This is a genomic window from Roseateles albus, assembly GCF_028595345.1.
GTDB lineage: Bacteria > Pseudomonadota > Gammaproteobacteria > Burkholderiales > Burkholderiaceae_C > Paucibacter_A > Paucibacter_A albus.
In genome coordinates, this window is the sequence record NZ_JAQQXT010000007.1 from 252,971 (window position 1) to 277,035 (window position 24,065).

General features: G+C 63.7%; 19 protein-coding genes and 1 pseudogene. 7 read left to right on the forward strand and 13 right to left on the reverse strand.

Translation table 11 applies throughout. The features are described from left to right. Positions 1–83: 83 nt before the first annotated feature. On the reverse strand, positions 84–1,646 hold the full coding sequence (gene pdxR / locus PRZ03_RS13360) for a MocR-like pyridoxine biosynthesis transcription factor PdxR (RefSeq protein ID WP_273600750.1): 1,563 nt from the start codon (positions 1,644–1,646) through the stop codon (positions 84–86). 95 nt (positions 1,647–1,741) lie between these two features. Between pdxR and PRZ03_RS13365 the strand changes: the two genes are divergently transcribed. Genes PRZ03_RS13365 through PRZ03_RS13375 form a run of 3 tightly spaced genes read left to right on the forward strand, consistent with a single transcriptional unit; the run spans position 1,742 to position 3,469 of the window. Then, positions 1,742–2,383 (forward strand): FMN-binding negative transcriptional regulator, encoded by a 642-nt coding sequence (locus PRZ03_RS13365; protein ID WP_273600751.1) that lies wholly within the window; start codon positions 1,742–1,744, stop codon positions 2,381–2,383. A gap of 52 nt (positions 2,384–2,435) precedes the next feature. Beyond that, positions 2,436–3,050: a GNAT family N-acetyltransferase gene (locus tag PRZ03_RS13370; RefSeq protein WP_273600752.1), complete on the forward strand. Its 615-nt coding sequence runs from the start codon at positions 2,436–2,438 to the stop codon at positions 3,048–3,050. After that, a complete protein-coding gene (locus tag PRZ03_RS13375) occupies positions 3,047–3,469 on the forward strand; it encodes a GNAT family N-acetyltransferase (RefSeq protein ID WP_273600753.1) in 423 nt (140 codons plus the stop codon). Before PRZ03_RS13370 ends, PRZ03_RS13375 begins: the two co-directional genes overlap by 4 nt. Before the next feature lie 19 nt (positions 3,470–3,488). Here the strand turns inward: PRZ03_RS13375 and PRZ03_RS13380 are convergent, their stop codons facing one another. The 4 genes from PRZ03_RS13380 to PRZ03_RS13395 all read right to left on the reverse strand — a co-directional run bounded on the left by PRZ03_RS13380 (position 3,489) and on the right by PRZ03_RS13395 (position 6,259). Next, positions 3,489–4,775, reverse strand: a complete 1,287-nt coding sequence (locus tag PRZ03_RS13380) for an alpha/beta hydrolase (RefSeq protein WP_273600754.1) — start codon at positions 4,773–4,775, stop codon at positions 3,489–3,491. Positions 4,776–4,827: 52 nt separating this feature from the next. Further along, positions 4,828–5,613, reverse strand: coding sequence for a substrate-binding periplasmic protein (locus tag PRZ03_RS13385; RefSeq protein WP_273600755.1), 786 nt, complete (start codon positions 5,611–5,613; stop codon positions 4,828–4,830). A gap of 77 nt (positions 5,614–5,690) precedes the next feature. Beyond that, positions 5,691–5,882: a helix-turn-helix transcriptional regulator gene (locus PRZ03_RS13390; RefSeq protein ID WP_263532512.1), complete on the reverse strand. Its 192-nt coding sequence runs from the start codon at positions 5,880–5,882 to the stop codon at positions 5,691–5,693. Next, complete coding sequence (locus PRZ03_RS13395; RefSeq protein WP_263532513.1) at positions 5,879–6,259, reverse strand: hypothetical protein; 381 nt, start codon at positions 6,257–6,259, stop codon at positions 5,879–5,881. Before PRZ03_RS13395 ends, PRZ03_RS13390 begins: the two co-directional genes overlap by 4 nt. A 165-nt stretch (positions 6,260–6,424) precedes the next feature. Between PRZ03_RS13395 and PRZ03_RS13400 the strand changes: the two genes are divergently transcribed. Beyond that, positions 6,425–6,715, forward strand: a complete 291-nt coding sequence (locus tag PRZ03_RS13400; protein ID WP_263532514.1) for a hypothetical protein — start codon at positions 6,425–6,427, stop codon at positions 6,713–6,715. A gap of 15 nt (positions 6,716–6,730) precedes the next feature. On the opposite strand, the gene PRZ03_RS13405 is transcribed toward PRZ03_RS13400, so the two are convergent. The 3 genes and pseudogenes from PRZ03_RS13405 to PRZ03_RS13415 form a co-directional block, all read right to left on the reverse strand. Further along, positions 6,731–7,210 carry a c-type cytochrome gene (locus PRZ03_RS13405; RefSeq protein WP_273600756.1) on the reverse strand — a complete coding sequence of 160 codons (480 nt, stop codon included), beginning with the start codon at positions 7,208–7,210 and terminating at the stop codon, positions 6,731–6,733. A 220-nt stretch (positions 7,211–7,430) separates the two neighbouring features. Next, positions 7,431–9,554: a PAS domain S-box protein gene (locus PRZ03_RS13410; protein WP_273600757.1), complete on the reverse strand. Its 2,124-nt coding sequence runs from the start codon at positions 9,552–9,554 to the stop codon at positions 7,431–7,433. Positions 9,555–10,375: 821 nt separating this feature from the next. Next, positions 10,376–13,330: pseudogene (locus tag PRZ03_RS13415) on the reverse strand (L-glutamate gamma-semialdehyde dehydrogenase); the annotation flags it as partial. A 104-nt stretch (positions 13,331–13,434) separates the two neighbouring features. On the opposite strand from PRZ03_RS13415, the gene PRZ03_RS13420 reads away from it, so the two are divergent. Beyond that, positions 13,435–13,905: an Lrp/AsnC ligand binding domain-containing protein gene (locus tag PRZ03_RS13420; protein ID WP_263532518.1), complete on the forward strand. Its 471-nt coding sequence runs from the start codon at positions 13,435–13,437 to the stop codon at positions 13,903–13,905. A 352-nt stretch (positions 13,906–14,257) separates the two neighbouring features. Here the strand turns inward: PRZ03_RS13420 and PRZ03_RS13425 are convergent, their stop codons facing one another. The 4 genes from PRZ03_RS13425 to PRZ03_RS13440 form a co-directional block, all read right to left on the reverse strand. Beyond that, the gene (locus PRZ03_RS13425; protein ID WP_273600759.1) at positions 14,258–15,013 is read right to left on the reverse strand and encodes a phosphatase PAP2 family protein; all 756 of its coding nucleotides are present in this window, start codon (positions 15,011–15,013) and stop codon (positions 14,258–14,260) included. Between the two features lie 47 nt (positions 15,014–15,060). Beyond that, on the reverse strand, positions 15,061–15,945 hold the full coding sequence (gene ppk2 / locus PRZ03_RS13430) for a polyphosphate kinase 2 (RefSeq protein ID WP_409993961.1): 885 nt from the start codon (positions 15,943–15,945) through the stop codon (positions 15,061–15,063). A 96-nt stretch (positions 15,946–16,041) separates the two neighbouring features. Then, a complete protein-coding gene (locus PRZ03_RS13435) occupies positions 16,042–18,345 on the reverse strand; it encodes a putative bifunctional diguanylate cyclase/phosphodiesterase (RefSeq protein ID WP_273600760.1) in 2,304 nt (767 codons plus the stop codon). 172 nt (positions 18,346–18,517) lie between these two features. Beyond that, on the reverse strand, positions 18,518–20,590 hold the full coding sequence (locus PRZ03_RS13440; RefSeq protein ID WP_273600761.1) for an NADPH-dependent 2,4-dienoyl-CoA reductase: 2,073 nt from the start codon (positions 20,588–20,590) through the stop codon (positions 18,518–18,520). 201 nt (positions 20,591–20,791) lie between these two features. Here PRZ03_RS13440 and PRZ03_RS13445 point away from each other — a divergent pair, with 201 nt between their 5' ends. Together PRZ03_RS13445 and PRZ03_RS13450 are read left to right on the forward strand one after the other, a co-directional pair. Then, the gene (locus tag PRZ03_RS13445; protein WP_273600762.1) at positions 20,792–22,090 is read left to right on the forward strand and encodes a DUF4397 domain-containing protein; all 1,299 of its coding nucleotides are present in this window, start codon (positions 20,792–20,794) and stop codon (positions 22,088–22,090) included. A gap of 56 nt (positions 22,091–22,146) precedes the next feature. Further along, positions 22,147–23,067 carry a DMT family transporter gene (locus tag PRZ03_RS13450; protein ID WP_273600763.1) on the forward strand — a complete coding sequence of 307 codons (921 nt, stop codon included), beginning with the start codon at positions 22,147–22,149 and terminating at the stop codon, positions 23,065–23,067. A 7-nt stretch (positions 23,068–23,074) separates the two neighbouring features. On the opposite strand, the gene PRZ03_RS13455 is transcribed toward PRZ03_RS13450, so the two are convergent. After that, positions 23,075–23,848 (reverse strand): substrate-binding periplasmic protein, encoded by a 774-nt coding sequence (locus tag PRZ03_RS13455; RefSeq protein WP_273600764.1) that lies wholly within the window; start codon positions 23,846–23,848, stop codon positions 23,075–23,077. Between the last annotated feature and the right edge of the window lie 217 nt (positions 23,849–24,065).

The window sequence follows — 24,065 nt, forward strand, 5'->3', positions numbered from 1 at the left end:
TGAACAGGGAAGCCGCGATGTTAGTTCGTTATGCCAGGCCATGGCATTGGTCATACTCGGAATTGCCCCCAAGGCAAGGCAGCTCAGCTCAGCGCTGAGTTCGGTGCGAGCGCCAGCAAGACCGGCCGCCATGCCCGGCCCAAGGCTTGTGTGGCCCGGCGGATTTCGGCCGGATCCACGGTGGCAAAGCCCAGCGTCAAGCCGGCTTGCTGGCTATGCGCCGGCAAGCCGCCGACTTGGGCCAGGGCGCCAATGTCGATACCGGCGTCCAGCGCCGCCCGATGCAGCTGCACTTCCAGCTGGCGGCTGGGCAAGGGCAAAAAGGCCTGCAAGCCAGCATCCACCGGCTGCAGCTGCAGATACTCCTGCCAGGGCGCCGGTAGCTGCGGCAGCATGAGCTGTGTCCAAGCATCCATCAGCGCGTCGCGCCGCTCCAGCGCGGCGCGACGCATGCGCCGAACATGGCGCAAAAAATGCCCTTCGGCCATGAAGTCGGCCATCACCACCTGGTCGGCAATCGATGACTGGCGGTCCAGCACCGAGCGCAACTTGGCCAAGGTCGGCATCCAGGCAGCGGGCGCCACCAGATAGCCCAGGCGCAGGCCGGGAAACAAGAGCTTGGAGAAGCTGCCGATGTAGAGCGTGCGCTGGCGGATGCTGCCACTGGCCAGGGTCGCCAAGGGCGCCAGCGGTACCCCGTTGAAGCGGTATTCACCGTCGTAGTCATCCTCCAAGATCCAGGCCTGCTCGCGCTCGGCCCAGGCCAGCAGTTCCAGCCGGCGCTGCAAGCTCATGGCCACTCCGGTCGGATATTGGTGCGAGGGTGTGGTGTAGACCAGGCTCAGCGGCCCCAAGGCTTGCAGGGCGCCGATGCGCAGGCCTTGGCTGTCCAGCGGCACCGGCACCACGTCCGCTCCGCTCAGGCTCAAGGCCGCCGCCGCCGCCCGGTAGCCGGGCGACTCCATGCCGACCCTGTCGCCCGGCTGCACCAGCGCCAGCGCGGCCATCGCAATCGCCTGCTGCGAGCCGGCCGTGATGATGACTTGCTCGGCGCTGCATTGCAGGCCACGGGAGTGGCTCAGGTAGGCGGCAATCAGCTCGCGCAGACGCGGCAGTCCGGCAGGATCACCGTAGCTCAGGCCGGCAGCTTGGCGCTGTTGCTCTTGCTGACGCCAAAAGCGTGCCTGCAAACGGGACCACAAGGCGTGCGGAAACAAGTCCAGCGCGGGCAGGCCATGGCGAAAGGCCCGCGGCCGCAAGCCCACCGTCGGCGCGGTCTCAAAGTCCTGCAGCCGCGCCCACAGCTCAGTGCCTGGTTGCTGCCCCTGGCTTGCGGGCGCGGGCGCCTTGCCCGCAGCGGGCTGACTCAGGCCGGCAATCTCGGCCACAAAGCAGCCCGAACCCACTCGCCCGAACACAAAGCCCTCGCTGATCAGCGCCTCGTAGGCTCGAACCACGGTATTGCGCGACACCCCCAGCGCCAGCGCCAGCTCACGCGTGGTGGGCAGCCGCGCGCTCGCGGCCAAGGCGCCTTGCAGGATTTTGTCCTTCAGCTGCGCGTAGATTTGCTGGGCCAGACCCTGACCGGGAAGCAAGCTCATGCCGGCCGGGTCCAGTGTCATGGGGGCTGCTTTGATTGGATCCATGATATTGACGCAAAGTGGATCTTTGATCGTACCAAGCCGGCCACTATGCTGCAGGCCTGTCGTTTGAATTGTTCACCGTACCCGAGGCGCCCACCATGTACAACCCCGCCCATTTCGCCACCCAAGACCTGGCCCAAGCCGCCCGCCTGATCAAGCTTTACCCCTTGGCCTTGCTGATTGGCCCGGACGCGCAAGGCCAAAGCTTCGGCACTCATCTGCCCTTGACCTTGCTGGAGGAGCCTTCACCCAAGAGCGGCTGCACCCTGCAGCTGGAAGGCCATATGGCACGAGCCAATCCGCACTGGGCCTGGCTGGCCGGCATGCATGAACAGGGCCGGGATGTGATGGCGGTGTTCAGCGGCCCCAGCGCCTATGTCTCGCCGCGCCATGCCGACAGCAAGCTGTCGGTGCCGACCTGGAACTATGCGGCCGTGCATGCCTATGGCGAGCTGGAATTGGTGCACGATGAGCAGGCCAAGGACGCCTTGCTCAAACGCCTGATCGCCCAGCATGAGCCGGCCTATGCCGCGCAGTGGCGCGACTTGCCGGCGGACTTTCAAAGCAAGATGCTGGGCGCCATCGTCGGCTTTCGGCTGCATGTCCGGCGCTGGGAGGGCAAGTTCAAGCTCAGCCAGAACCGCAGCGCCGTCGAGCGCGGCCGCATCCGCGAAGCGATGGCGGCGGGCACGGCGGCCGAGCAAGATGTCGGCGCCTGGATGGCGCATCTGTGCCTCTGACGCATCAGCCCCTTACTCTTCTCAACATTCTCTTTTTGCAACACCTTTAGCCATGACGCCACAGCCTATACCTACGATGCAAATCGCGCCCATCACCCTGCAAGGCCCGGGTCTGCGCTTGGAGCCCTTGAGCCTGGACCATCTCGATGGGCTGACCGCCGTCGGGCTTGATCCCGCCTTGTGGCGCTGGGTACCCAGCCAGGTACGCACGGCCGCCGGCATGCGTGCTTACGTTGAGGCGGCGCTGAAAGATCAAGCCAGCGGCGTCTCCTTGCCCTTCGCCTTGGTCTTGGCTGGCCCCGGACAAGCCGGGCCAGTGGTCGGCAGCAGCCGCTTCGGCAATATCTCGCTGCGCGACCGGCGCCTGGAAATCGGCTGGACCTGGGTCGCGCCGGCATGGCAGCGCAGCAACGTCAACACCGAGGCCAAGACGCTTTTGTTGACCCACGCCTTCGAGACCTTGGGTGCGCACCGGGTCGAGTTGAAGACGGACGCCTTGAACGACAAGTCACGCGCTGCGATTGCGCGCATAGGCGCAAGCCAAGAAGGCGTGTTCCGCCGCCACATCGTCACCGACACCGGCCGCGTGCGTGACACCGTCTACTTCTCCATCATCGACAGCGAGTGGCCCGATGTGAAGGCGCGGTTGCAGGCGATGCGGCGATGACGATTCGACTGTCGACCCAGATCGAAGGCCTTGACTGGCTTGCGCTGGCCGAGGTGTTCGAGCGCGCGCCGCTGGGCACGCGCGATCCGGCCACGCTGGAGCTGAGTTTCAGAAACAGCCAAAGCCGCTGCTTTGTCTATGCGGACGGCCGCATCATCGGCGCCGGCCGCGCCTTGAGCGACGGCGTGCTGTGGTGTGTGATCTTCGATGTGGTGCTGCTGCCCGAGTACCAGGGCCAAGGTCTTGGCCGCGCCATCATGGACTCGCTGGCCGAGCAAGCCGGCGCCGCCCAGGTGATGCTGTATGCGGCGCCCGGCAAAGAGGCCTTCTACGCCAAGTTGGGCTTCAAGATGATGAAGACGGCAATGGCCAAGTTCGCCAATGTGGAGCGGGCGCTGGTGCGCGGCCTGATTGAATAGCTGCGCCGCCTTCGCAGCCTCACTTGCTCAGGCCGGCTTCTTGCCCAGACTGCAGCTCGCCGGCCGGCTTGAACAGCTGCTTGACCCGCAGATCAAAATCGGGCGGGAAGGTCCAGTAGCGCGCGCCTCGATCAGCATGTTGGACTTCCAGACCGCGCCGCTGTGGCTCGGCGTTGAGCAGCAAAAGCCCGAGCAAATCGCTGCTGACCCAGGGGTCTTCGTACCAGAATGCGTGCGAACGCTGCGGCAGCTTGGGAATGGACTGGGGGTCGACCTTGATCAGATCGAAGTCATACTGTCTTGACGCGTCGATCAAAAAGCCGGTCTGCTCGGCATCGAGGTCCGACCGGTCAAGCCGCCCTATGCGCGAAGCCCGGTTCACCAGGGCGCTGAAGCGCAGCGCCGAATCATTCAAATTGCCGGCATTGCTGACCCGGCCCACCAAGTCGACATAGAGCTTCAACTCGTCGACGAAGCGGCGCGTGTCAATGTCGGCGGCGGCGAAATAGATATGGTTCAAGCGCAGGCGCTGGCGCAACTGCTCGCGCGTCTCGCCCGGGCGGGCCGACTGGCCAAGTTGTGCCAGCGCCGGGCTGACTATCTGCGCGCCCGCGCTGTAGGCCAGCACATTGATGCCGCTCGCTTTGGAGTGTTCGGCCAGCAGTTCCAGCAGGCGGACAAAGGGCTCGACCGAGGCCTTGGCATTGCCGACGTCGGTAAAGTACTTGAGGATAGAGCCTGCAGATGGCCACAAAAATGACAAGACCACCATGCGCCTGCCGGTGAAATGGCGCAGTTGCGCCGCCTGCGCAGCGCCGCGCGGAATGGTGTTGTTGGAGCCGTGCACATAAATGACCAGCTCCTGGCTCTCGCTGGCCGCCAAGGTCTTGTTCAGCAGCGCGAAGAACGCTTGGGTGGAGGGCGAATCGCTGAAGCTTTGCTTGGCGTCCAAGGAGGCCATTTGCTCCAAGGACTCCAGTTGCACGAGCGGGCGCTCATCCGCATCGTCGCTGGTGGAGAGCCGATGCAGCGTTTCCCAGTCGAGGTATTCATCACCGATGCGGACATGGGCGACGCCCATGCGCAGGCGTTCGCTGGGCAAGATGGAGTGGATGGGTTCGGGCTTTTCGATCACCGCGCCTCGGTTGGTGACATAGAGCACAGGCACCTCGGTGCCAAGCAATTTGGCGCCGGCTTGCGCGAAGGGATCAACATCGCCGGTTCTGAAACTGACCGGCGTCGGCATCAGCCTGATCGGTGATTGGCAGGCGCTGAGCAGCAAGGCCAAAAGTAGGGTCAAAGCCACACGGGGGTTCGCAAGGGATGGGCGATTCGGAGTCATACGCATCGTGTTGGAATCAATCGCTTGTCGGGAACATCCAGCGCTCATAGATCTTCTTGGCCGTGCCATCGTCGACGATGGTTTTGAAGATGGCATTGACCTGGGCCTCGGAGGCCAGCAAGGGCGATTTTTTCGAGAAAGCCACGGTCAGATAGGTGGTGTTGAGCACCAGCACATCGCCGAATTCGGCCTCCAGGCCCAGCTTGTGAATGATGTGACCCAAGGAAGACAGGGAGCCTGCCACGGCCTTGGCATCGCGCTGCGCAATCGTCATGCGAATGGCTTGGGTGTAGTCCACCAGCAATTCCTTGCGCACATCCGCATCGACGTCAAAGCGGGGGTCCACCTTGAGGCCACGCGGCGCGGCCACGACGATTTGGCGCAAATCGTCATAGCTCCTCAGCCGCACACCTTTGCGCGCCTTAACGCCGAAATCAAGCGGCACAAAGGCCGTACCTCGGTTAGCGTAAGCCGCTCTGGCCTCGCCCCAGGCCATGATGGAAAAATCGGTGTCACCCAGTTGCAGGTCGCGCTCCACACGGGCATAGGGCGTGAGGGTCCTGACGGTGCTGTGGCCGCTGCGGCGCTCGAATTCGTTCAACAGGTCCGCGACGATGCCGACATAAGCCTCCTTGCCCTTGCGCCCAGGGTCCGGATTGGGTTTGGCCCAGGGGTCCAGCTGAATCAGGTCAACCCGGAACTCCTGCGCGCCGGCCGCCGCCCAAACCATGGGGGGCGCAAGCGCGGCGCAGGCCAAGGCCAGCCGGAGCAAATTCTTGATGAGGAAGGGAGCACAGGACACGCAGGCAATTTACCAGACGTGGCCGCTGGGCCCTCAAATGAGCCGGACGCGGCGTTGACTAAGCGTCTAGGGCCAAGTCAAGCCGCCGAGAAAATCGCCTCGATCGGCATCTCAAACACCCGCGCAATTTCGAAAGCCAAGGGCAGGCTGGGGTCATAGCGTTCGTTTTCGATGGCATTGATGGTTTGCCGTGATACCTTCAGCCGCTCGCCCAGCTCCGTCTGCGACCAGCCGCGCTGGGCGCGCAGTTCGCGCAAGAGGTTCTTCATTTGTAGCGCCTCGCCGCCAGCAGCAGGCCCAGCATCCACAGCACGGCCATCAGCGGCCAGATCACAAACATGCTCAGGCGCGGGTAGCCCAGGCCTTCGAGAAAGCCATAGCTGAAACTGATGAAGGCCGTCCCCGCAAAAGCCAAGGCCAGGGCCTCGAACTGCACACGCTGCTGCAATTCATCAAGCCGGCGCAGCTGGCGCAGGATGGCCCACACCGCCAAACCTCCACCCAACATCGGGCTGAGCGCAATCAGGTCGCGCCAGGGCGAGCCCAAGTTGGGATCGCCGTTGAGCCACGCGATCGATGCGATCAACAGCGCCGCATAGGCCAACAAGGCCAGACCAAGTTCCTTCAAATATTGCTTCGAATTCATCTCGCACGCACCTTTCATGTAAAGCGTGCTTTCCACTTTACTGAAAATACGCAGACATGTAAAGCAGACTTTACATGTCCAAAGTTCCAGCGGCAGATGTTTGCTTGCCAGACTTGATCGCCTCAGCGCTTACATTACCGGACCGTTCATATTTCCGAGACTTGCATGAAGAAGACAACTTTGTCGCTGGTGGCCGCCCTTGCTGCCTTTTCCCTGATCGTGATGCAGGTCTCCCTGGTCACCGTCGGACACTCGGGCGGCGGATCCACCACCTTGCTGCTACGCCACCAAGCGCCGAAGCAGCTCAATTTCTTTGAGTCGATTGAACATGCCTGCGCCCAGGCAATCCCTCGCGAGTCCTGCGAAGCCGAATTGAAATCGGCCTTGGCCAAACATGGTTTGTTGACCTTGCCCTACTCAGACACGGTCAAGAGCCTCAGCCTGCCCGAAAACTGACGCTCAAGCGCCGGTCTATTGAGCCGGCTGGCCCGGGCCTTGCGTGCCCTCGGACCTTGCGCTCAGGTAAGCGTACAGGTCGACGATATGCGCATTCACCATCGGGTTGCTCTGCCATGCGGGCATGACGGCCTGAGCACCCGTCTGCGGGCTGCTGGCGGCGGCCGGCGTAGCGCTCCAGTCATAGCGTTTGAGCACCAGATTGGAGAAGCGCTCGGCACCCATCTCGCGCACCCGCGGCAGCAGATCGGGCGCTTTGACCGTGCCCTGGGCGGCCGGGCCGTGGCAGCTGGCGCAGCGCTGCTGAAAGACTCGCCAGCCGGTCGACACCGAACCCGGCAGCTTGGCGTTCTCGGCGATTTCCTTGGCACCTTGCTGGTTCAGTATCTCGATCGCATAACTGCCGGCTGGCGCCAACAGGGCCGCAACGACTGCCCCCAGCAGGCCCAGGCGACTGATCGTTAGGCGGCGCGTTGCTTGATTCAAATGGGGCATCTCTATCTCCTGGGGCTGACACTGGCTTTGATTGTGCAACAGCCCCGGGCGGACTCAGAGGCTGAGAACTTTTAGCTGCGCTGAAACTTCGTTTTGTAGCGAGCGGCCGCCAGGTAGGCGGCCCGCGCGCAGAAACCGCAACGTACTCCCTGTACGTGAGGATTTCGAGCACCGGGCCAAGGACGCATGGCGGCCGCGCAGTAAAAAAGTCCTCAGCCTCTCAGGCGATGCTGACCCCGTTGCGCCCATGCTCTTTGATGGCATACATGGCTTGATCGGAGCGACTGAGGGCCAACTCTGCATTCGCGTCGCTGCTCAATATTGCGCTGATGCCTATGCTGACGGTCACCGGGATGATGGTCTGCCGATATTGCACCGGGTTTTGCTCGATGCGCAGGCGCAGTCGCTCGGCCAAAACTTGCGCGTCTTCACAGCTGGTGTCGGGCAGCAAGAGCGCGAACTCTTCGCCGCCCAGGCGACCCACCACATCCAGCGGGCGCGTGCCCAGCCGCATCAACAGCGTCACATGGCGCAAGACGGCGTCGCCCGCAGCATGGCCGAAGCCGTCATTGATTTTTTTGAAGTGATCAAGATCCAAGGTCACGACGCAACTGCATAGCTCCGGGCGCCGCTGGATGCGTCCGTACTCGGCCTGCAGACGCTCCATGAAATGACGCCGATTGGCGGCGCCGGTCAGGTGGTCGGTGCTGGCCTGGCGGTGCAGTTCTTGGCGGGTGCGAATCAGCTCGGTGATGTCCTCAAAGCTGGTGTAGGCCTCGGTCAACAAACCTTGCTTGAACAAGGGCGTGGCGTTCACCTGCAGCCAGATCAGGCTGCCCTCCGGCAAGCACAAGCCCATCACGACCTGGCGCACCGGCTGGCCGGTACGCAATGCTTCCATGGCGGGATGTTGCTCGGCGGGGAAGTCGCTGCCGTCCTCGCGGATCGCCCGCCACCCGGGGTCAAAAGGAGTCTTGCCCAGCATCTGGTCAAGACTGAGCCGCAGCAAGGCACAGGCAGCCGGATTTGCAGCAGTGATTTGCCCCGAGGCTGCATGGTACACAACGCCTTGCGGCATGGTTTCAAAAAAGATCCGAAAGGATTCGGTGCTGGCCTTGAGCGCAGTTTCAGCCTGCTTGCGGGCCGAAACATCGGTCAAGACGCCGGTCAGCACGCATTCACCCGGCCCCGTTAACTTGGGCGTGGCCTTGATCTGCAAGCACTTGGGGCCAGCCCCGGCTTCGGGCACCCATACCTCCACCTCCTGTTCCCAGGCTTGGCCGCTTGCAACAGCCCGGCGCAAGGAGGCCTCACAGGCCTCGCGATACTCTCGCGCCATGCAGCGCAACAGGGCGCGGCCATCGCCACAGGCTTTTTCGGGACTGAGGCCAAACAAGTCCCGCACACCGGGGCTGAAATAGACAAACTCAATTTTCCCCGAGGGCCGCACCAAGAGGCGAAACAAGGCACCGGGGACTGAAGCGGCCAAATCTCGCAGTTCGGCCTCTTGGCGGCGCAGCGCTTCTTGCACCAGCTTGAGTTCGGTCACGCTGTCATGCGCAACGACGATGCGTGGCGGCTCGACATCTTGCGTGCGCGACACCCGCGCCAAGAACCAACGCGGCCCTTGCACTGAGTGGCAGGGGTATTCCACCTGAAAGCTCTGCAAGCGCCCCGCCAAAACCTCTGTGAGCTTGTCAGCGAACTCAAGCGCACCAGCATCAGCAAACGCCAGTGGCTGCCTGCAAAAATCAAGGTAGTTCTTGCCTTCGCCGCAAAGTTCGGCGGATCCGCCATTGGCAGCGGCAAACTCGCGCCAAGCCCGATTCACCTTGATGATCACGCCCTGCTCATCCAGCACGCAGATATGCGCGGTGAGTGCGTCCATCACGGACAGCACTTGCCGGCGCGATTCCTCCTTGGCATGTTCCGCTCGGCTGCGTGCGGTGATATCCAGCACATAGACCAAACGGCTCATCTGCCCATCGGCACCTCGCACCGCCACCGACTCCGACAACACGCGCAGCAGCTTCCCGTCGCGATTCACCACATCCCACTCACCCTTGAGTTCGCTGCCCTTGCTCAGGAAGCGCTGGTGACGCTGCAGCACCGGTTCACGCTGCTCGGGCGCAAACACCATCAGGAAGCTATTGCCCAGCATCTCGGCCGCGCGATAGCCGTAGAGCTCACAGTAGGCAGGGTTGACACTCAAATACTTGCCGCTCAGGTCAATCACGGCAATGCCGACCGGCGCATGCTGGATCAAGGCATCAAGCCAGGCTCCCGTCAGCGGGAATGCCCCAGCGGCACAGGGCGCCTGCAAATCTTGATCTGGATTCGGCATCAACTCCCCTTTTGGGCTGTGGCCCAAGCCGCCCAAACAAAACCGGAATTTAACGCCGCAGCAGGGTCTTGTGATTGCGAGCTGACAATTTCATACAAAGAAAAAGGGCGCAGAGCGCCCTTTTGTCCCGTGCGAAACTTTCGATCTCAGTGCACACCGGCCAGCAGGGCCGCATTGCCACCGGCGGCCGCCGTATTGATGGTCAGCGTCTGCTCGGCACTGAAGCGATATTGCTGACGCGCATCAAACAGCTCTTGCGCGCTGATCAGCGGCCGAATCGCGCCGTCCAATGCGGCCATCTGCCGCAGCAAAGCGCGCTCGGCCAAGGCGTTATTGCCAAGCAAGCAGATGCCGGCCAAGCGATCGTCACCGAGCAAGGCGCTCAAGCTCTGCACGGCACCAGGCAACAAGAGCAAGGCCTCGGTCGGCAGCCCGGCCGCACGCAAGCTCGTTTGCAAGGCTTCGGCCCGCGCCACGCAGGCGCCGTCCACCAGCAAGGCCACGCTATTGCCTGCCACCAAGGCCGCTGCGACACCCAGAGCCAAAGCTTGTGGCGAGGCGACACTGGCCTGCAGCGCCAGCACACCCCGGCCATGTTGGCGCAGCTCATTGCTCTCACCGGTCGGGCCGGGCAGCGCCTTGTCGGCCAATGCCAGCCTGGCCTGCGCCAGCCGGCTGCTCACCAAAGCGGCATCGGCCTGACCCTCAAAAGCACGTTCCAGCAAGGCGGCGCGCTCGCTCAAAGACCGCTCACTCCAGACCTCATGGCCGGCGGCCAAGGCCGCCATGGCCGACGCCACCTGCACGGCCGGCACGGCGGCGCTTTGCGCCCCATGAGCCGAAGGGGCCGGCCCGTTCGGTGCAGCTTCGCTCACCGCCGGCACCGCGCAGAAGCGATACAGATAGTTCGGCCCGCCCGCCTTAGGCCCGGTGCCCGACATCCCTTCGCCGCCAAACGGCTGCACGCCGACCACCGCACCGATGATGTTGCGGTTGACATAGACGTTACCGATGCGAGCCTTGTCGGCCAGGCGCAGCGCCCGGCTGTCGATGCGGGTTTGGATTCCAAGCGTCAGGCCATAGCCCAGCGCATTGATTTGCTCGATCACCGCATCCGGCTCGCCGCCCCAACGCACCACATGCAGGACCGGGCCAAAAATTTCCTGACGCAAAGCGCTGACGCTGCTCAACTCGAAGGCCACAGGGCGGATCAAGCGCGGCATCGCGTCGTGCACCGGCGCCTCGGCGATCAGCTTGGCTTCGCGCTTGAGGCGCTCGATGTTCTTGGCAACGTTCTCGAAGGCCTCGTCATCGATGACCGGCCCCACATCGGTGGCCAGATCGGCCGGCCGGCCAACCCACAACTCCTGTAGCGCACCGCTGAGCATTTCGATCACGCCGTCGGCAATGCTCTCATGCACGCACAGCAGGCGCAGCGCCGAGCAGCGCTGGCCGGCGGAGCGGAAGGCCGATTGCACGACCGCGTCGATCACCTGCTCGGGCAAGGCCGTTGAATCAACCAGCATGGCGTTCAGACCACCGGTTTCGGCGATCAAAGGCACGACCTGACCTTCCTTGGCGGCCAAGGTGCGGTTGATGATTTGCGCCACCTGCGTCGAACCGGTGAAGCACACGCCGGCGGTTTGCTCAGCGGCCACCAGGCCGGCGCCGACCGTGTCGCCCGCGCCGTGCAACAACTGCAGCGCGTCATGCGGCACGCCGGCAGCGTAGAGCAACTCGACAAACTTCAGCGCCACAAACGGCGTCTGCTCGGCCGGCTTGGCCGCCACCGTGTTACCGGCCACCAGCGCCGCCACCACCTGACCGGCAAAAATCGCCAGCGGGAAGTTCCAGGGGCTGATGCAGACAAACACGCCGCGCCCTTGCATCGCCGGGCCGTCGCTCTCGGCCTGGTCGGCGTAATAACGCAAGAAGTCCACTGCCTCGCGCACCTCGGCCACGCAGTCGCCTTGGGTCTTGAAAGCCTCTTTGACCAGCAAAGCACAGAACTCGGCCAAGCGCGCGTCCAGCGCCGCAGCGGCACGCCGCATCACGGCGGCACGCTCTTGCACCGGAGTCGCGTTCCAGCCCGCAAAGCCGGCTTGCAGGCCGGCCATGGTCGAGGCCAGATAGGCGGGGCTGGCCTCGGTCACGGGCAAGACCTGGCACTGTTCCAAGGCGCGCAGCAAGGGCTGGCGCTGCGCCATATCGGTCAAGTCGGCGCCGGTCGAGTTAATGCGGCCATGACCCAAACGGTCGAGGTAGAGCGCGCCCGGCAGCGGCAAGGCGCCACTGATTTGCACCTGCTCCAAAGGCGAGCCGAGCAACTCGGGCACCTGCACATTGACGTCGGCGAGCTGGTGCACAAAAGACGAGTTAGCGCCGTTCTCCAGCAAGCGGCGCACCAAGTAGGCCAGGAGATCGCGGTGCTCGCCGACCGGCGCGTAGACGCGGCAAGGGATGCTGCCATCGCGCAGCACCTCGCGGTAGACGCCCTCGCCCATGCCGTGCAGACGCTGCATCTCAAACTTGGCATTGGCCTTGCGGGCCATCAGCACAATCGCGGCGATGGTGCCGGCGTTGTGGCTGGCGAATTGCGGATAGATCACATCGGCGTGGCCGATCAGCGCCTGCGCGCAGGCCAGATAGGACACATCGGTGTGCTGCTTGTGGGTGAAGACCGGGTAGGCCGCCAAGCCCTGCTCCTGGGCGCGCTTGATCTCGCCGTCCCAATAAGCGCCCTTGACCAAGCGCACCATGAAGCGCAGGCCATGCTTTTTGGCAATCGCGGCGACTTCGTGGATGACGCTGAGTGCGCGCGTTTGGTAGGCCTGCACGGCCAGACCGAAGCCGCGCCATTGCGGATAGGTGCTGGCGATGCGAGCGGCCAGCGTGTCCAGCACGTCCAGCGACAACTCCAGGCGCTCGACCTCCTCGGCGTCTATCGTCAGGTTGATATTGGCCTGAGCGGCCAGCGTGATCAGCTCCCACACGCGCGGCAGCAACTCGGCAAACACACGCTCGCGCTGCAGCACTTCATAGCGCGAGAACAGGGCGCTGAGCTTGATCGAAATGCCGTCGGCCTGCTCCGGTGCATCGGCCCGTGCGCCGCTGGCGATCGCCTTGATGGCGCCCACATAGGCCGCGTGGTAGCGGCGTGCATCGGCCTCGGTACGCGCACCTTCGCCCAGCATGTCATACGAAAAACTCAGCTGCGGCTGGACCTTGCGGGCACCGGCGGCCTCAGTCATCGCCTCCTTGATGTTGCGGCCCAGCACGAACTGGCGACCCAGCAGCTGAATCGCCCGCACCGTCGCGCTGACGACGGTCTGCGCGCCCAGCCTTGTCATCAAGCCACCCGAGCCTTCGGCATCGGGCAGGAACTTCTTGGACAGCGAGATCGCCGAGGCCGACAGCGCCGCGAACATCTTGTGCGGGCCCTCCGAGCTGCCGTCGAACTGACCCCGGCCGAGCTGGTCGGCGGTCAGCGCGATCGCGGTCGGTGCGTCGGGCACGCGCAGCAGCGCTTCGGCCAGGCGCATCAGGGCCAGGCCCTCGGAGCTGCTGATCGGGTACTCCCGCAGCAGCGACTCCATGGCCCAGAACGGTGCCGGGTTGGCGCGCACCTGCTGCACCCAGGGGCCGGCCAGCGTCAGGACGCTGCTCCAGTCCAGCCCCGCGCCGATGGATTGCGCCAAGGCGTGAACGACCGCGATCTCCTCACGGTAAGGGTCGGGCAGGCGGGCGGCTTCAGGGGGCAGAGCAAATGTGGACATGGCGAAAGCCTCAATCGGTTATTTCTAGTGAAGGGCCGAACTATATGAATGAATCAGCTGAATTAAATTCAGATGATTCACCCATCTGTAGTTGAAAATACCGCATGACCCCGGAAACCCCACTCGACAAGATCGACGCCCGCATTCTTCGCGTTTTGCAAAGCGATGGCCGCATCTCCAACCTCAAATTGGCCGAGGCCGTGCACCTGTCGCCCACCGCCGTGCTGGAGCGCGTCAAACGCCTGACCCGCGACAACTACATCCTTGGCTACGAGGCCCGGCTGAACCCGGAAAAGCTCGGCGCCGCGATGCTGGTCTTCATCGAGATCTTGCTGGATCGCACGGTACAAGACGTGATGGATAACTTCAAGGCCGCCGTACAAGCTCGGCCCGAAATACTGGAGTGCCATCTGGTGGCCGGCGGCTTTGACTACCTGCTGAAGACGCGGGTCTCCGATATGGGCGCCTACCGGGAGTTCATAGGCAGCGTGATCTGGACGCTGCCGGGCGTGCGCGAGACGCGCACCTATGCGGTGATGGAAGAAGTCAAGAACACAACGGCGCTGCCGTTCTGAGCCCCCCCCCCGGTCGACGCAAAACCTAGGGTAAACGCTTACCTCTTTGGGGGGTACCGAATCCGCCCTCAGGCGGATAGGAATGTCGCCGGCCAGCGCCGAATATTGCTGCACTGAATAGCCAGTTCCTTCCCGCACCTCAGTCCAAGGATACGGAGTCCAAAAATGCAAGTCCAGGCCGCCCCAAGTCTCGCTACCACTAGCTTCGCCTCAGCCCGCGCTTCTGCCCGCTTTACAGGCGACCCTTCAAACGCAAATCAGGCCGCCAGCCTGGAGTTTGTGAGCCCCGAACCATCGAGCGGCGGCTGCGGCTACTTTGATTCCAGTTTTGAGCTCAACCAAGGCTTGCGGGTTACCGAGGAATCGGACCCGATTCTGTTGCAACTTTGGGTGCGGGTGCTGGATAGCGCGCTGTCCTTGCATTGAGTGGTGCAGGTCTGAGCCGGTGCAGATCGCCACGCACAAAGGGCTGAGTACGCCCAGACAGCTGCAGCGAGAGCTGAATCACCCAATCATGGCTGCGCGATTTGGGTGCGCCGACCGGCAACAAGAGCAAGGCGCTCAGCAGGCCGACCGGCAGCCAGAGCGGCCGCGCATTGACGGGCTGCGCTTGCGGCAGCAGCTGCAGGCTGAGCAAACTGGCCAGACCCCCGACCATAAAACCGGCCACGGCCTCGGAAGGTGAGTGGGCGCCCACCTTGAGTCTGGAGTAGGCAATCAAAGCCGCCAGCGCAAAGCCCGAGGCCAGGCCGAGCCGGCGCAGTCGCTGGGAACGCCCCAACAAGGCACACCAGGCCAAGAGCGGCAGCACCGCGGCGGAAGCCATCGAATGACCGGAAATGCCGGTGAAATCCCAGGCCGCAACACCCCAACCCCAGCCGAAAAAGGCTAGCTTGCTGGCGGCGGTCAGCCCTATGGCCACGCCCAAGCAGCCCATCCAGCGGCGGGCCAGGCGCGCCTGTTCGGGCGTTTGGCTCAGAACGGACTGGCGCCACAGCCACAAGGCGCACAGCAGCGCCAAGGGCAGCAGAATTTGAATTTCGCCAAGGCGAGTCAGCAAAGCCCAAAACGGGGAGCTGGAAACGGAAGGTACGCTGAGAAAGGACATCCCGCCATGCTAGCGGCAGCAGATGACAAGCGCTTGCGGCAATCCGTTCAATAAATCTCGGGAACCACCATTTCCGGCGGTACCGGCTGGCGCGCATAGTCCTCATGGCGCTCGCGCGGCGGCAAGGTCACCGGCGCATGCTCGACCTCGTGATACGGCATCTGCGCGAGCAAATGCGCCATGCAGTTCAGGCGCGCCTTCTTCTTGTCGACCGCCTGAACCACCCACCAAGGCGCTTCCTCGATATGGGTGCGCTCCATCATGGTCTCTTTGACCTTGGTGTAGTCCTCCCAGCGGCGGCGCGACTCCAGATCCATAGGGCTGAGCTTCCACTGCTTGAGCGGGTCATGGATTCGGCCCAAGAAGCGCGTGTGCTGCTCCTCGTCGGTGATCGAGAACCAGTATTTGATGACTTGGATGCCGGCGCGCACCAGCATCTTTTCGAACTCGGGCACCGAGCGGAAGAACTCTTCGTACTCGTCGTCCGAGCAAAAACCCATCACCCGCTCGACCCCGGCGCGGTTGTACCAGCTGCGATCAAACAAAACGATCTCGCCGCCGGCCGGCAAATGCGAGATATAGCGCTGAAAGTACCACTGCGTGCGCTCGCGGTCGTTCGGCGCCGGCAACGCCGCCACCCGGCAAACGCGCGGGTTCAGGCGCTGGGTGATGCGCTTGATGACCCCGCCCTTGCCGGCTGCGTCGCGACCTTCAAAAATGATCACCGCCTTGTGCTTGGTTGCCACCACCCAGTCCTGCAGCTTGACCAGTTCGCCCTGCAGGCGGAACAGCTCTTTGAAGTAGGCGCGGCGCTGGGTCCGCTGCTCGGCGCTGAAGACGCCACGGCCGGTCTCGTCAAAGGCGCGGTCGTCGATCTCCATCTCCAGCTCTTCGTCGTAGCTGTCGATCAGATCCGCCTGCATGCGCTGCATGAACTCGGCATGCTCTTCGGCGGCCGAGACTTCTTGCTGGGGTGTTTTACTAGTCATTTCGCCAGCCTGCCAGAGCCGTATGACAAGGCCATGAAATCAAGCCAGTTGCAGCCTTTTCACCACCGCCAGCTTCGGACCCACCGGCAAGACCTGCTGAACAACGACGAAGTCCTCCGCCGGCATCGGCCGGCCGTAATGCCAACCCTGCGCCCAGTCGCACCCTTCGCGCTGCAGCCAGGCGGCCTGCTCGGCCGTCTCCACACCCTCGGCCAATACGTCCAGCTGCAGACTGCGTGCCAGCACGATCACGGTGCGGGCGATCGCCGCGACGTTGGCGTCCTGACCCAACTCCGACACAAAGCTGCGGTCGATTTTGAGCGTGTTGACCGGCATGCGGCGCAGATAGGACAGCGAGGAATAGCCGGTGCCGAAGTCATCGATCGCCACCCGCACGCCGCGCGACTTCAAGGCGCCGAGCAACTCGATCGCGCCCTCAGCATCTTCCAGCAGCAGGCTCTCGGTAACTTCGAGTTCCAGCGCATGGGCGGGGCAGCCGGTCTCGGCCAAAACAAAATCCACGGTCTGGATGAAATCGGCCTGACGCAGCTGGCGCGCCGACACATTGACGGCCACTTGTTGCGGCTTGCCCGCCACACCTTGCCAGCGCGCGGCCTGGGCGCAAGCGGTCTCCAGCACCCAGCGGCCAATCGGGATGATCAGCCCCGTCTCTTCGGCCAGCGGGATGAACTCCAGCGGCGAGATCGGCCCCCGCGTCGGGTGGCGCCAGCGCAGCAGTGCCTCGGCGCCGATCAGCGCGCCGTCCGAGAGCCTCACCTGCGGCTGATACTCCAGCCGGAATTGCGCCGCTTCATTGGCGTGGCGCAAGGCATGGGTCAGCTCAAAGCGCTGCTTGACTGCCTGCGTCAGCTCCGGCCGATAGGCTTGCACGCTGTTGCGGGCATGGGCCTTGGCACGCACCATCGCCGCCTCGGAGTTGCGCAGCAAATCATCCACCGTCACGCCGTCGGTCGGATACAGCGCCAAACCAATGCTGGCACCCAGATTGAAGCGCTTGCTGATGTCGGTTTGGCCGTCAAAAATAGGCTCGCGCATCGCATCGATCAAACGCTCGCCGAGCCGCATCGCTGTTTCTTCATCGACCAGGCCGGACAGCACGACAACAAACTCATCCGCACCGACCCGCGCCACCGAGTCGCTGGCCCGCACCACATTGACGAAACGCGCCGCCGCTTCTTTCAACACCGCATCGCCGGCGGTGTGGCCGGCAATGTCGTTGACCTCACGGAAACCGTCCAGATCCACATAGAGCACCGCCACACGGGTCTGGTCGCGCTCGGCCAAGCCGACCTGGCGCTCGATCCGGTCCCGCAGCAAGGCGAGGTTGGGCAGACCGGTCAGCCGGTCATGCAGCTTTTGGTGCAGCAGCTCGGCCTCGGTCTGCTTGATGCGCGAGATGTCGGTCAGCACCGCCAAGAAATGCGGCTCGCCGCCCTGCTCGTGCGCCGGCACGCAGACGATGGTCACCCACAGCGGCACACAGCTGCCGTCCTTGTGGCGATCGACCAACTCACCGCTCCACTTGCCCTTGGAGCCGACATCGGCCCACAGCTCCTTCAGCAGCTCCGCGCCCTGCTCGCCGAGTTGCAGGTAATTCGGCATGGTGCCCAGCAACTCATCGCAGCTGTAGCCGGTGATCGCGCTCAAGGCCGGGTTGACGTCGCGAATCAGCAGATCGGCATCCATCATCATGATGCCTTCGCCGCAATGCTCGAACACGGTCACCGCCCGGTGCAGCTTGGTCGTCACCTCGCGCAGGGCGGTCACGTCGCGAGCGACGCCGATCTGCCCCAGGCACAGCCCCTCGTCGAACACCAGGGCCTGCGCCACATCCAGGCAAGCGCGTTCGCCGTCCGGCTGGGTCACCCAGGCCAGCGTGCGTTGGGTGGCCCCGCCGGCCCCGGCCAAAGCGTCGCTCCAGGCCGGGCGTTGATCAACTTGATCATCACGGCGGCCGACCAGCTGCGCTTCCAACAGGCCTGTGCAGCGCTCGAAGGCCGGATTGCAGCCCTCATACGCACCATTCGCATCCTTGAAGTAAACCGGGTCGGGGATGGCATTGAGCAGCGCGCTGAGCTTGCTACGCTCGCGCCGCACCCGCGCCAACTCGCTACGCCGCTGGCGCAAGCGCAAGCGCTGCGAATGCACCAGCGCCAGCACCAGGCCCATGGCCACAGCACCTAGCAGGCTGAAGGCGATCAGCCAGAAAACCGGGTCGCGCAAGTCGGGACCGGCTCCGCTGATCACGGCGTCGCCTGCGCTCGCAGCGCAGGCAGCGCAGGCGAGCAAAACCCCCATCAAGCGTTGAAAAAGTTGACTCATCGGCTACCAAAACATTTTTTGCTCAGGCATTTCAGGTGCAGCTTTTTGAGCCTCCCTGCAGCGCCTTGCATTTGTAGATTTCCAAGTTCACCCGGCTGGCCTCGCAGCGCAGGGTGTCCCCTCGTTCTCGTCGTTTCGGTAGTGTCGGGGCCAGCTTGAGCCCGGCTAGGGTTTACAGCAGGCAGCCAAGCTGGGTTCCCTGCAATATTGCACGCTTGGCGTCCAATTCGCCGGCCTCGAAGGCACCGCCCAGCAAATGCACGCGTGCGCCTGCCGCACGCAGCGGCGCTTCCAGCTCGCGCAAGGGCTCCTGGCCGGCGCACAAGATGATGCTGTCGCAGGCTATCAGCTGCTTATCAACATGACCCTTGTCATAGCTGATCCACAGGCCTTCGTCGGTGATTTCTTCGTAGTTGACACCGGCCAGCATCTCGACCTGCTTGCTCTTCAGCGCCGCGCGGTGTATCCAGCCGGTGGTCTTGCCCAGCCCCGCGCCGACCTTGCCTTGCTTGCGCTGCAGCAAGGAGATGATGCGGGCCGGGCTGGCGGGCTCGGGCGTCACCACGCCGGCGCGCGCAAAGCTGGGGTCACCGACGCCCCATTCACGCCGCCAAGCGGCGGGATCCAAGGTCACGGAGTGGCCCGCTTCAGCGCCCTGCTCGGCCAGATATTCAGCCACATCAAAGCCGATGCCGCCGGCGCCGACGATGGCCACACGTGGGCCGACCGGCTTTTTGTGACGCAGCACGTCGATGTAAGTCAAGACCTGACCCCGCGCTTCGCCTTCGGCCTGCCCTTTGATGCGCGGATCACGCGGCGTCACGCCGGTCGCCAACAAGACCTCGTCAAAGCCCAGCAAGGTATCGGCGGCCACACGCTGTTGCAGATGCAAGTGCACGCCAGTGATCTCGATGCGGCGGCGGAAGTAACGCAGCGTCTCAGCGAACTCCTCCTTGCCGGGGATCTGCCGCGCCATATTGAACTGCCCGCCTATTTCAGCGGCACCATCAAACAGATGCACCTCATGGCCACGTTCGGCCAGCGTAGTCGCCGCCGCCAGGCCGGCCGGGCCGGCGCCAACAACGGCGATCTTCTTGCGCGCCTGTTGGCTCTTGGCGAGCGGGATGACGCGAATCTCCTGCTCAAAAGCCGCTCTGGGGTTGACCAGGCAGCTGGCAATCTTCTGCTCGAAGGCATGATCCAGGCAGGCCTGGTTGCAGGCGATGCAGGTGTTGATCTCATCGGCGCGGTTCTCGCGCGCTTTCTTGACAAACTCGGGGTCGGCCAGAAACGGCCGCGCCATGCTGACCATATCGGCCGAACCGTCGGCCAACACGCCTTCGGCCACCTCCGGCGTGTTGATGCGGTTGCTGGTGATCAGCGGGATGTTGATGCCCTCCAAACGCAGCTGATCGCGCAGCTTTTTGGTCACCCAGGCAAAGCCGGCGCGCGGCACCGAGGTCGCAATGGTCGGCACGCGGGCCTCATGCCAGCCGATGCCGCTGTTGATGATGGTGGCGCCGGCCTTGACGACGCCTCGCGCCAGCTCCAGCACCTCTTCCCAGCTGCTGCCCTTGGGGATCAGATCCAGCATCGAGAGCCGGTAGATGATGATGAAGTCTGGCCCGACCGCCTCGCGCATGCGCGTGAGGATTTCCAGCGGCAGCCGCATCCGATTCGCATAACTGCCGCCCCAAGCGTCGGAACGTTGATTGGTGTGAGTGACCAAAAACTGATTGATGAAGTAGCCTTCCGAGCCCATCACCTCGACGCCGTCATAGCCGGCCTCGCGCGCCAGCACGGCGCAGCGGACAAAGGCGCGGATCTGGCGCTCGATGCCGCGTGCACTCAACTCGCGCGGTGTGAAGGGCGTGATCGGCGACTTGATTCGCGAGGGCGCCACGCAAAACGGCTGGTAGCCGTAGCGGCCGGTGTGCAGGATCTGCAAAGCGATCTTGCCGCCTTCGGCATGCACGGCCCGGGTGATGGTTTGATGACGCTTGGCCGCGCCGCCGGTCGCCAGCGTGCCGGCAAAGGGCTTGGCCCAGCCCTCGATATTGGGCGCATAGCCGCCGGTGACGATCAGCCCGACCTCGCCGCGCGCCCGCTCGGCAAAAAACGCCGCCATGCGCTCGAAATGCTTGCGCCCATCCTCAAGCCCGGTATGCATGCTGCCCATCAGCACCCGGTTCTTCAGGGTCGTGAAGCCCAGGTCCAGCGGTTCAAGCAAATGGGGGTAGCTCATGAGTTGGCTCGGTGACACCCGGTAAGAGGGTGGTCGATGCTAGCAGTCGGGCCCGCCCGAAAAGGGCAGGTTTGCCCTGCATTGGGGAGCTCGCCCTAAGTGCGCCCAGCAACAAGACTTCACGCGCCCGCAATGTGGCCACACGCCTCAGCAACAGAGCTCAAGCCCAATCGCGCAGCACCTTTCAACGGAGTTTTCTCGATGCGATCCAACTTTCTTTCTCCAAAAAAATGGGGCCTGCTGACGCTGACCTGCGCAGGCTTACTGCTGAGCGCCTGTGGCGGCAGCAGTGGCTCGGGCGATAACAACGCCAATATTCGCCTGCTCAATGCCACGCGCAGCTATGCCGGCCTGGCCTTGAGCGTCAACGACAAGAGCGTCAATGCCGATGTGGCTTACGGCTCGGTGGGCGCCTATACCAGCGTTGATACCGGGACGACCAGCAGCCAGATCCAGACGACCGGTATCGGCACCACGGTGGCCAGCCTCTCGCCTTCGCTGAACAAGGGCAGCAACTACACCATGATCGCCTACGGCTGGGCCGGCGCCGTCCACACCAGCATGCTGCAAGAAGACCAAACCGCCGCCGACAGCGGCAAAGCCAAGCTCCTGGTGATGAATCTGGCGCCGGATTCGGGCTCCTTGGACTTCTATCTGTCCGTGATCGGTGACAGCCTGGACAACGAGGCCGCCATCGCCAGCAATATTGCCGGCGGTCTGACCAGCGGCTTCAACACCATCAACAGCGGCAGCTACCGCCTGCGCGTCACCACGGCCGGCAAGAAGGAGGAGGTGCGCCTGGACATCCCTTCCATCAGCTTGGCCTCGACCGATGTGGCGTCGCTGATCGTCACCTCCAATGAAGGCGGCATTTTGGTCAACGGCATCTTGCTGCAACAAAAAGCACAGGCCAGCAGTTTCCTCAACGGCAATGTGCGTGCCCGTGTGATCAGCGCCTTTGGCGACGGTGCCCGCGTCACGGCGCAACTCAATGGCGCCAGCTTGATCAGCAATGCCGCCTCGCCGGCCATTGGTGAATATCAAAACAGCGCCGCCGGCTCAAGCAGCTTGAGCGTGAACGTCAACGGCAACCCAATGAGCCTGGCTCCGCCAAATCTCAAGGCCGGCGGCGACTACACGCTGCTGGTCTGGGGCGACAGCGCCGCGCCGCAGCTGACCGTGCTGAGCGACGACAACCGACTGGCCGCCACGGCCGGCGCGGTCAAGATGCGGCTTGTCAATGCGGTCAGCAATCTGAACTCAGGGCTCACGCTGTCGGTCGACTACAGCGCCATCGCGACCAATGTGCTGCCAGGCAGCAGCTCGACGCCCGCCTTGTTGTCATCCAGCACCAGCTCGCTGCTGAGCGTCAACTCCAGCGCCAGCAGCACGGCGGCCTATTCGATCTCGACCTTGCCGCTGGTGAGCAATGGGGTCTACAGCGTCTTCATGCTGGGCCGCGCCGACAATATGATGGGCACGCTGCGACGCGAAAGGTAGCGGCGTCGGTAGCGGTGCCAATATAGGGTTAGGGCGGCATCAGGCAAGATGCCGCCATGCCCAGCGCCAATAACGTCAAACCCAGCCCTTCGTCCCCGCACAGCCTGGCCGTCGGCTTGGCCATCGTGATCGCCTGGGGCCTGAACTTCCCGCTGCAAAAAGCGCTGTTGACGGCCATGCAGCCGGAAGGCTTTTTGTTCCTGCGCTTTGCCCTGATGCCGCTGCTGGTGACGGGCCTGCTCTTGCAGCGATATGGCCTGCACTGGCCACGCGTCTCGCGCCGCGATGCCTGGGCCCTGGCGCGCTTAGGGCTGCTGGGCCAAGGCCTGCACCTGGCTCTGAGCAGCTACGGCATCCACTTTTCGACGCCGTTCTCGAGCTCGGTTTTGCTGGCCTGCGGGCCGGTGTTCACCTTATTGATCCTGCGCGCCTATGGGGTCGAGCGCCTGCAACGCGCGCAGCTCTTGGGTATCGCGGTGGCGGCGGCCGGCGCCTTGCTGTTCATGTCAGACAAGCTGCTGGCTGCCGACTGGCGAGCCAGCGGCGGCGACGCCGTGCTGTTGCTGGCCGCTGCGATGTTCAGTTATTACACGGTCGCCGCCAAGCCGCTGATCGAGCGCCTCGGCGCCGTCCTGGTCATGTGTTACGCCAGCCTGGCCGCTACGCTGCCGGTCTTGATCTATGCCGGACCCAAGGCGGCGCGCGTGAACTGGGCCGCTGTGTCGCCGCTGCTCTGGCTGGGTGCGGCCTGGGCGATTGTCTGCATCGGCTTCATCACCTGGCTGGCCTGGGGTTGGGTCAACGCTCAGCGCGGCGTGGCGCGCACCGCGCCCTTGATCTATTTGATGCCTCCCATTGCCGGCCTGGCCGCCTGGGCCAGCACCGGCGAGCAGTTCGGCGCAATCAAGCTGCTCGGCGCGGCCATCACGCTGAGCGGCGTAGCCCTGGCGCAGTTCGCACCGCAGGGCAAACGATGACGATGACCTATTTGGCGCGGGCCTCGGCCCCCAGCATCAGGGCCTCTTCTTCCTGATACTTTTTGCTCTTGCGTGCACGCTCGATCGCCGCCCAGACTGATTTCACCAGCGCCTCGTTGCCGGCATGGAACTGGCCATTGAACAACAGGTATTGATCGGCCACCTTGACCGGCGGGCCGTCTTCCACCAGCAGCGTATGCAACTCAGGCCGGGCTTTCAGCAACCGCTGCGCCTCATAACGCTGCAAGACCACGACCTGCAAGACGCCGACCTCCAACATGCGCAGCAGGTCTTCGGCGCTGCGGGCGCTCTTGACCGGGTAGCCCAGCTCCTCGATATTGCGCCCCACGCTATAGCCCAGTTGCACGCCGACCGGCTGCCCCGCGATGTTTTCAAAGCGCTGATTGAGCCAGCGCACCGGGCTGTCAATGCGCCTGAACACATGGAAGCTGTCGGTGTGCATGCGCTGCTCACGGTTGAGGCTGCCGTCCACATTGAGCGGGTAGCTGCCCCAGCTGGCACGCTCGCTGTTGTAGCTGGCCGCAATCGCGGCGTGAATGCGGCCGGTCTGGACCTCCAGCAGGCAACGCCGCCAGGGCAGGCGGCTGTATTCGATCTTCAGGCCCAGCTCTTTTTCGACCAGCGTCAACTGCAGCAGGGCCAGGCCCTTGTCGTCGCCGGTGATCCAAGGGTAGACCGAGCTGTCCTCAAAACAAAGCTTGACCGGGCCGTCAAAAGCCTGGGCCGCCCCGAGCCAGAGGCTCAGAACTGCAGATGTCACGGCCCGCCAAACACTCATTCTCGCCCCCCCGTTTTGCTTTGCCCTGCTTTAGCCGGGCAAGTGCTCCGCCCATTGGGGCGCCATGCTGACACAGATGCAGGGTCGCAACAAGGCGAGACAACCCGAGCGAGCACGCCAGCCGCTACCATCACGCCCAAGCCCAGGCCTGCCGCGATCAACTTTCACGCCCACCAACTCGGACGACATCCCCTCACTC

What these genes read in the sequence shown, in the direction of transcription:
- PRZ03_RS13410 (WP_273600757.1), bottom strand. Translation starts at nt 9,554, where the DNA reads ATGCCGAATCCAGATCAAGATTTGCAGGCGCCCTGTGCCGCTGGGGCA.
- PRZ03_RS13395 (WP_263532513.1), bottom strand. Translation starts at nt 6,259, where the DNA reads ATGAATTCGAAGCAATATTTGAAGGAACTTGGTCTGGCCTTGTTGGCC.
- PRZ03_RS13440 (WP_273600761.1), bottom strand. Translation starts at nt 20,590, where the DNA reads ATGAGCTACCCCCATTTGCTTGAACCGCTGGACCTGGGCTTCACGACC.
- pdxR (WP_273600750.1), bottom strand. Translation starts at nt 1,646, where the DNA reads ATGGATCCAATCAAAGCAGCCCCCATGACACTGGACCCGGCCGGCATG.
- PRZ03_RS13405 (WP_273600756.1), bottom strand. Translation starts at nt 7,210, where the DNA reads ATGCCCCATTTGAATCAAGCAACGCGCCGCCTAACGATCAGTCGCCTG.
- PRZ03_RS13375 (WP_273600753.1), top strand. Translation starts at nt 3,047, where the DNA reads ATGACGATTCGACTGTCGACCCAGATCGAAGGCCTTGACTGGCTTGCG.
- ppk2 (WP_409993961.1), bottom strand. Translation starts at nt 15,945, where the DNA reads ATGCAGCGCATGCAGGCGGATCTGATCGACAGCTACGACGAAGAGCTG.
- PRZ03_RS13365 (WP_273600751.1), top strand. Translation starts at nt 1,742, where the DNA reads ATGTACAACCCCGCCCATTTCGCCACCCAAGACCTGGCCCAAGCCGCC.
- PRZ03_RS13450 (WP_273600763.1), top strand. Translation starts at nt 22,147, where the DNA reads ATGCCCAGCGCCAATAACGTCAAACCCAGCCCTTCGTCCCCGCACAGC.
- PRZ03_RS13425 (WP_273600759.1), bottom strand. Translation starts at nt 15,013, where the DNA reads ATGTCCTTTCTCAGCGTACCTTCCGTTTCCAGCTCCCCGTTTTGGGCT.
- PRZ03_RS13420 (WP_263532518.1), top strand. Translation starts at nt 13,435, where the DNA reads ATGACCCCGGAAACCCCACTCGACAAGATCGACGCCCGCATTCTTCGC.
- PRZ03_RS13435 (WP_273600760.1), bottom strand. Translation starts at nt 18,345, where the DNA reads ATGAGTCAACTTTTTCAACGCTTGATGGGGGTTTTGCTCGCCTGCGCT.
- PRZ03_RS13390 (WP_263532512.1), bottom strand. Translation starts at nt 5,882, where the DNA reads ATGAAGAACCTCTTGCGCGAACTGCGCGCCCAGCGCGGCTGGTCGCAG.
- PRZ03_RS13400 (WP_263532514.1), top strand. Translation starts at nt 6,425, where the DNA reads ATGAAGAAGACAACTTTGTCGCTGGTGGCCGCCCTTGCTGCCTTTTCC.
- PRZ03_RS13445 (WP_273600762.1), top strand. Translation starts at nt 20,792, where the DNA reads ATGCGATCCAACTTTCTTTCTCCAAAAAAATGGGGCCTGCTGACGCTG.
- PRZ03_RS13370 (WP_273600752.1), top strand. Translation starts at nt 2,436, where the DNA reads ATGACGCCACAGCCTATACCTACGATGCAAATCGCGCCCATCACCCTG.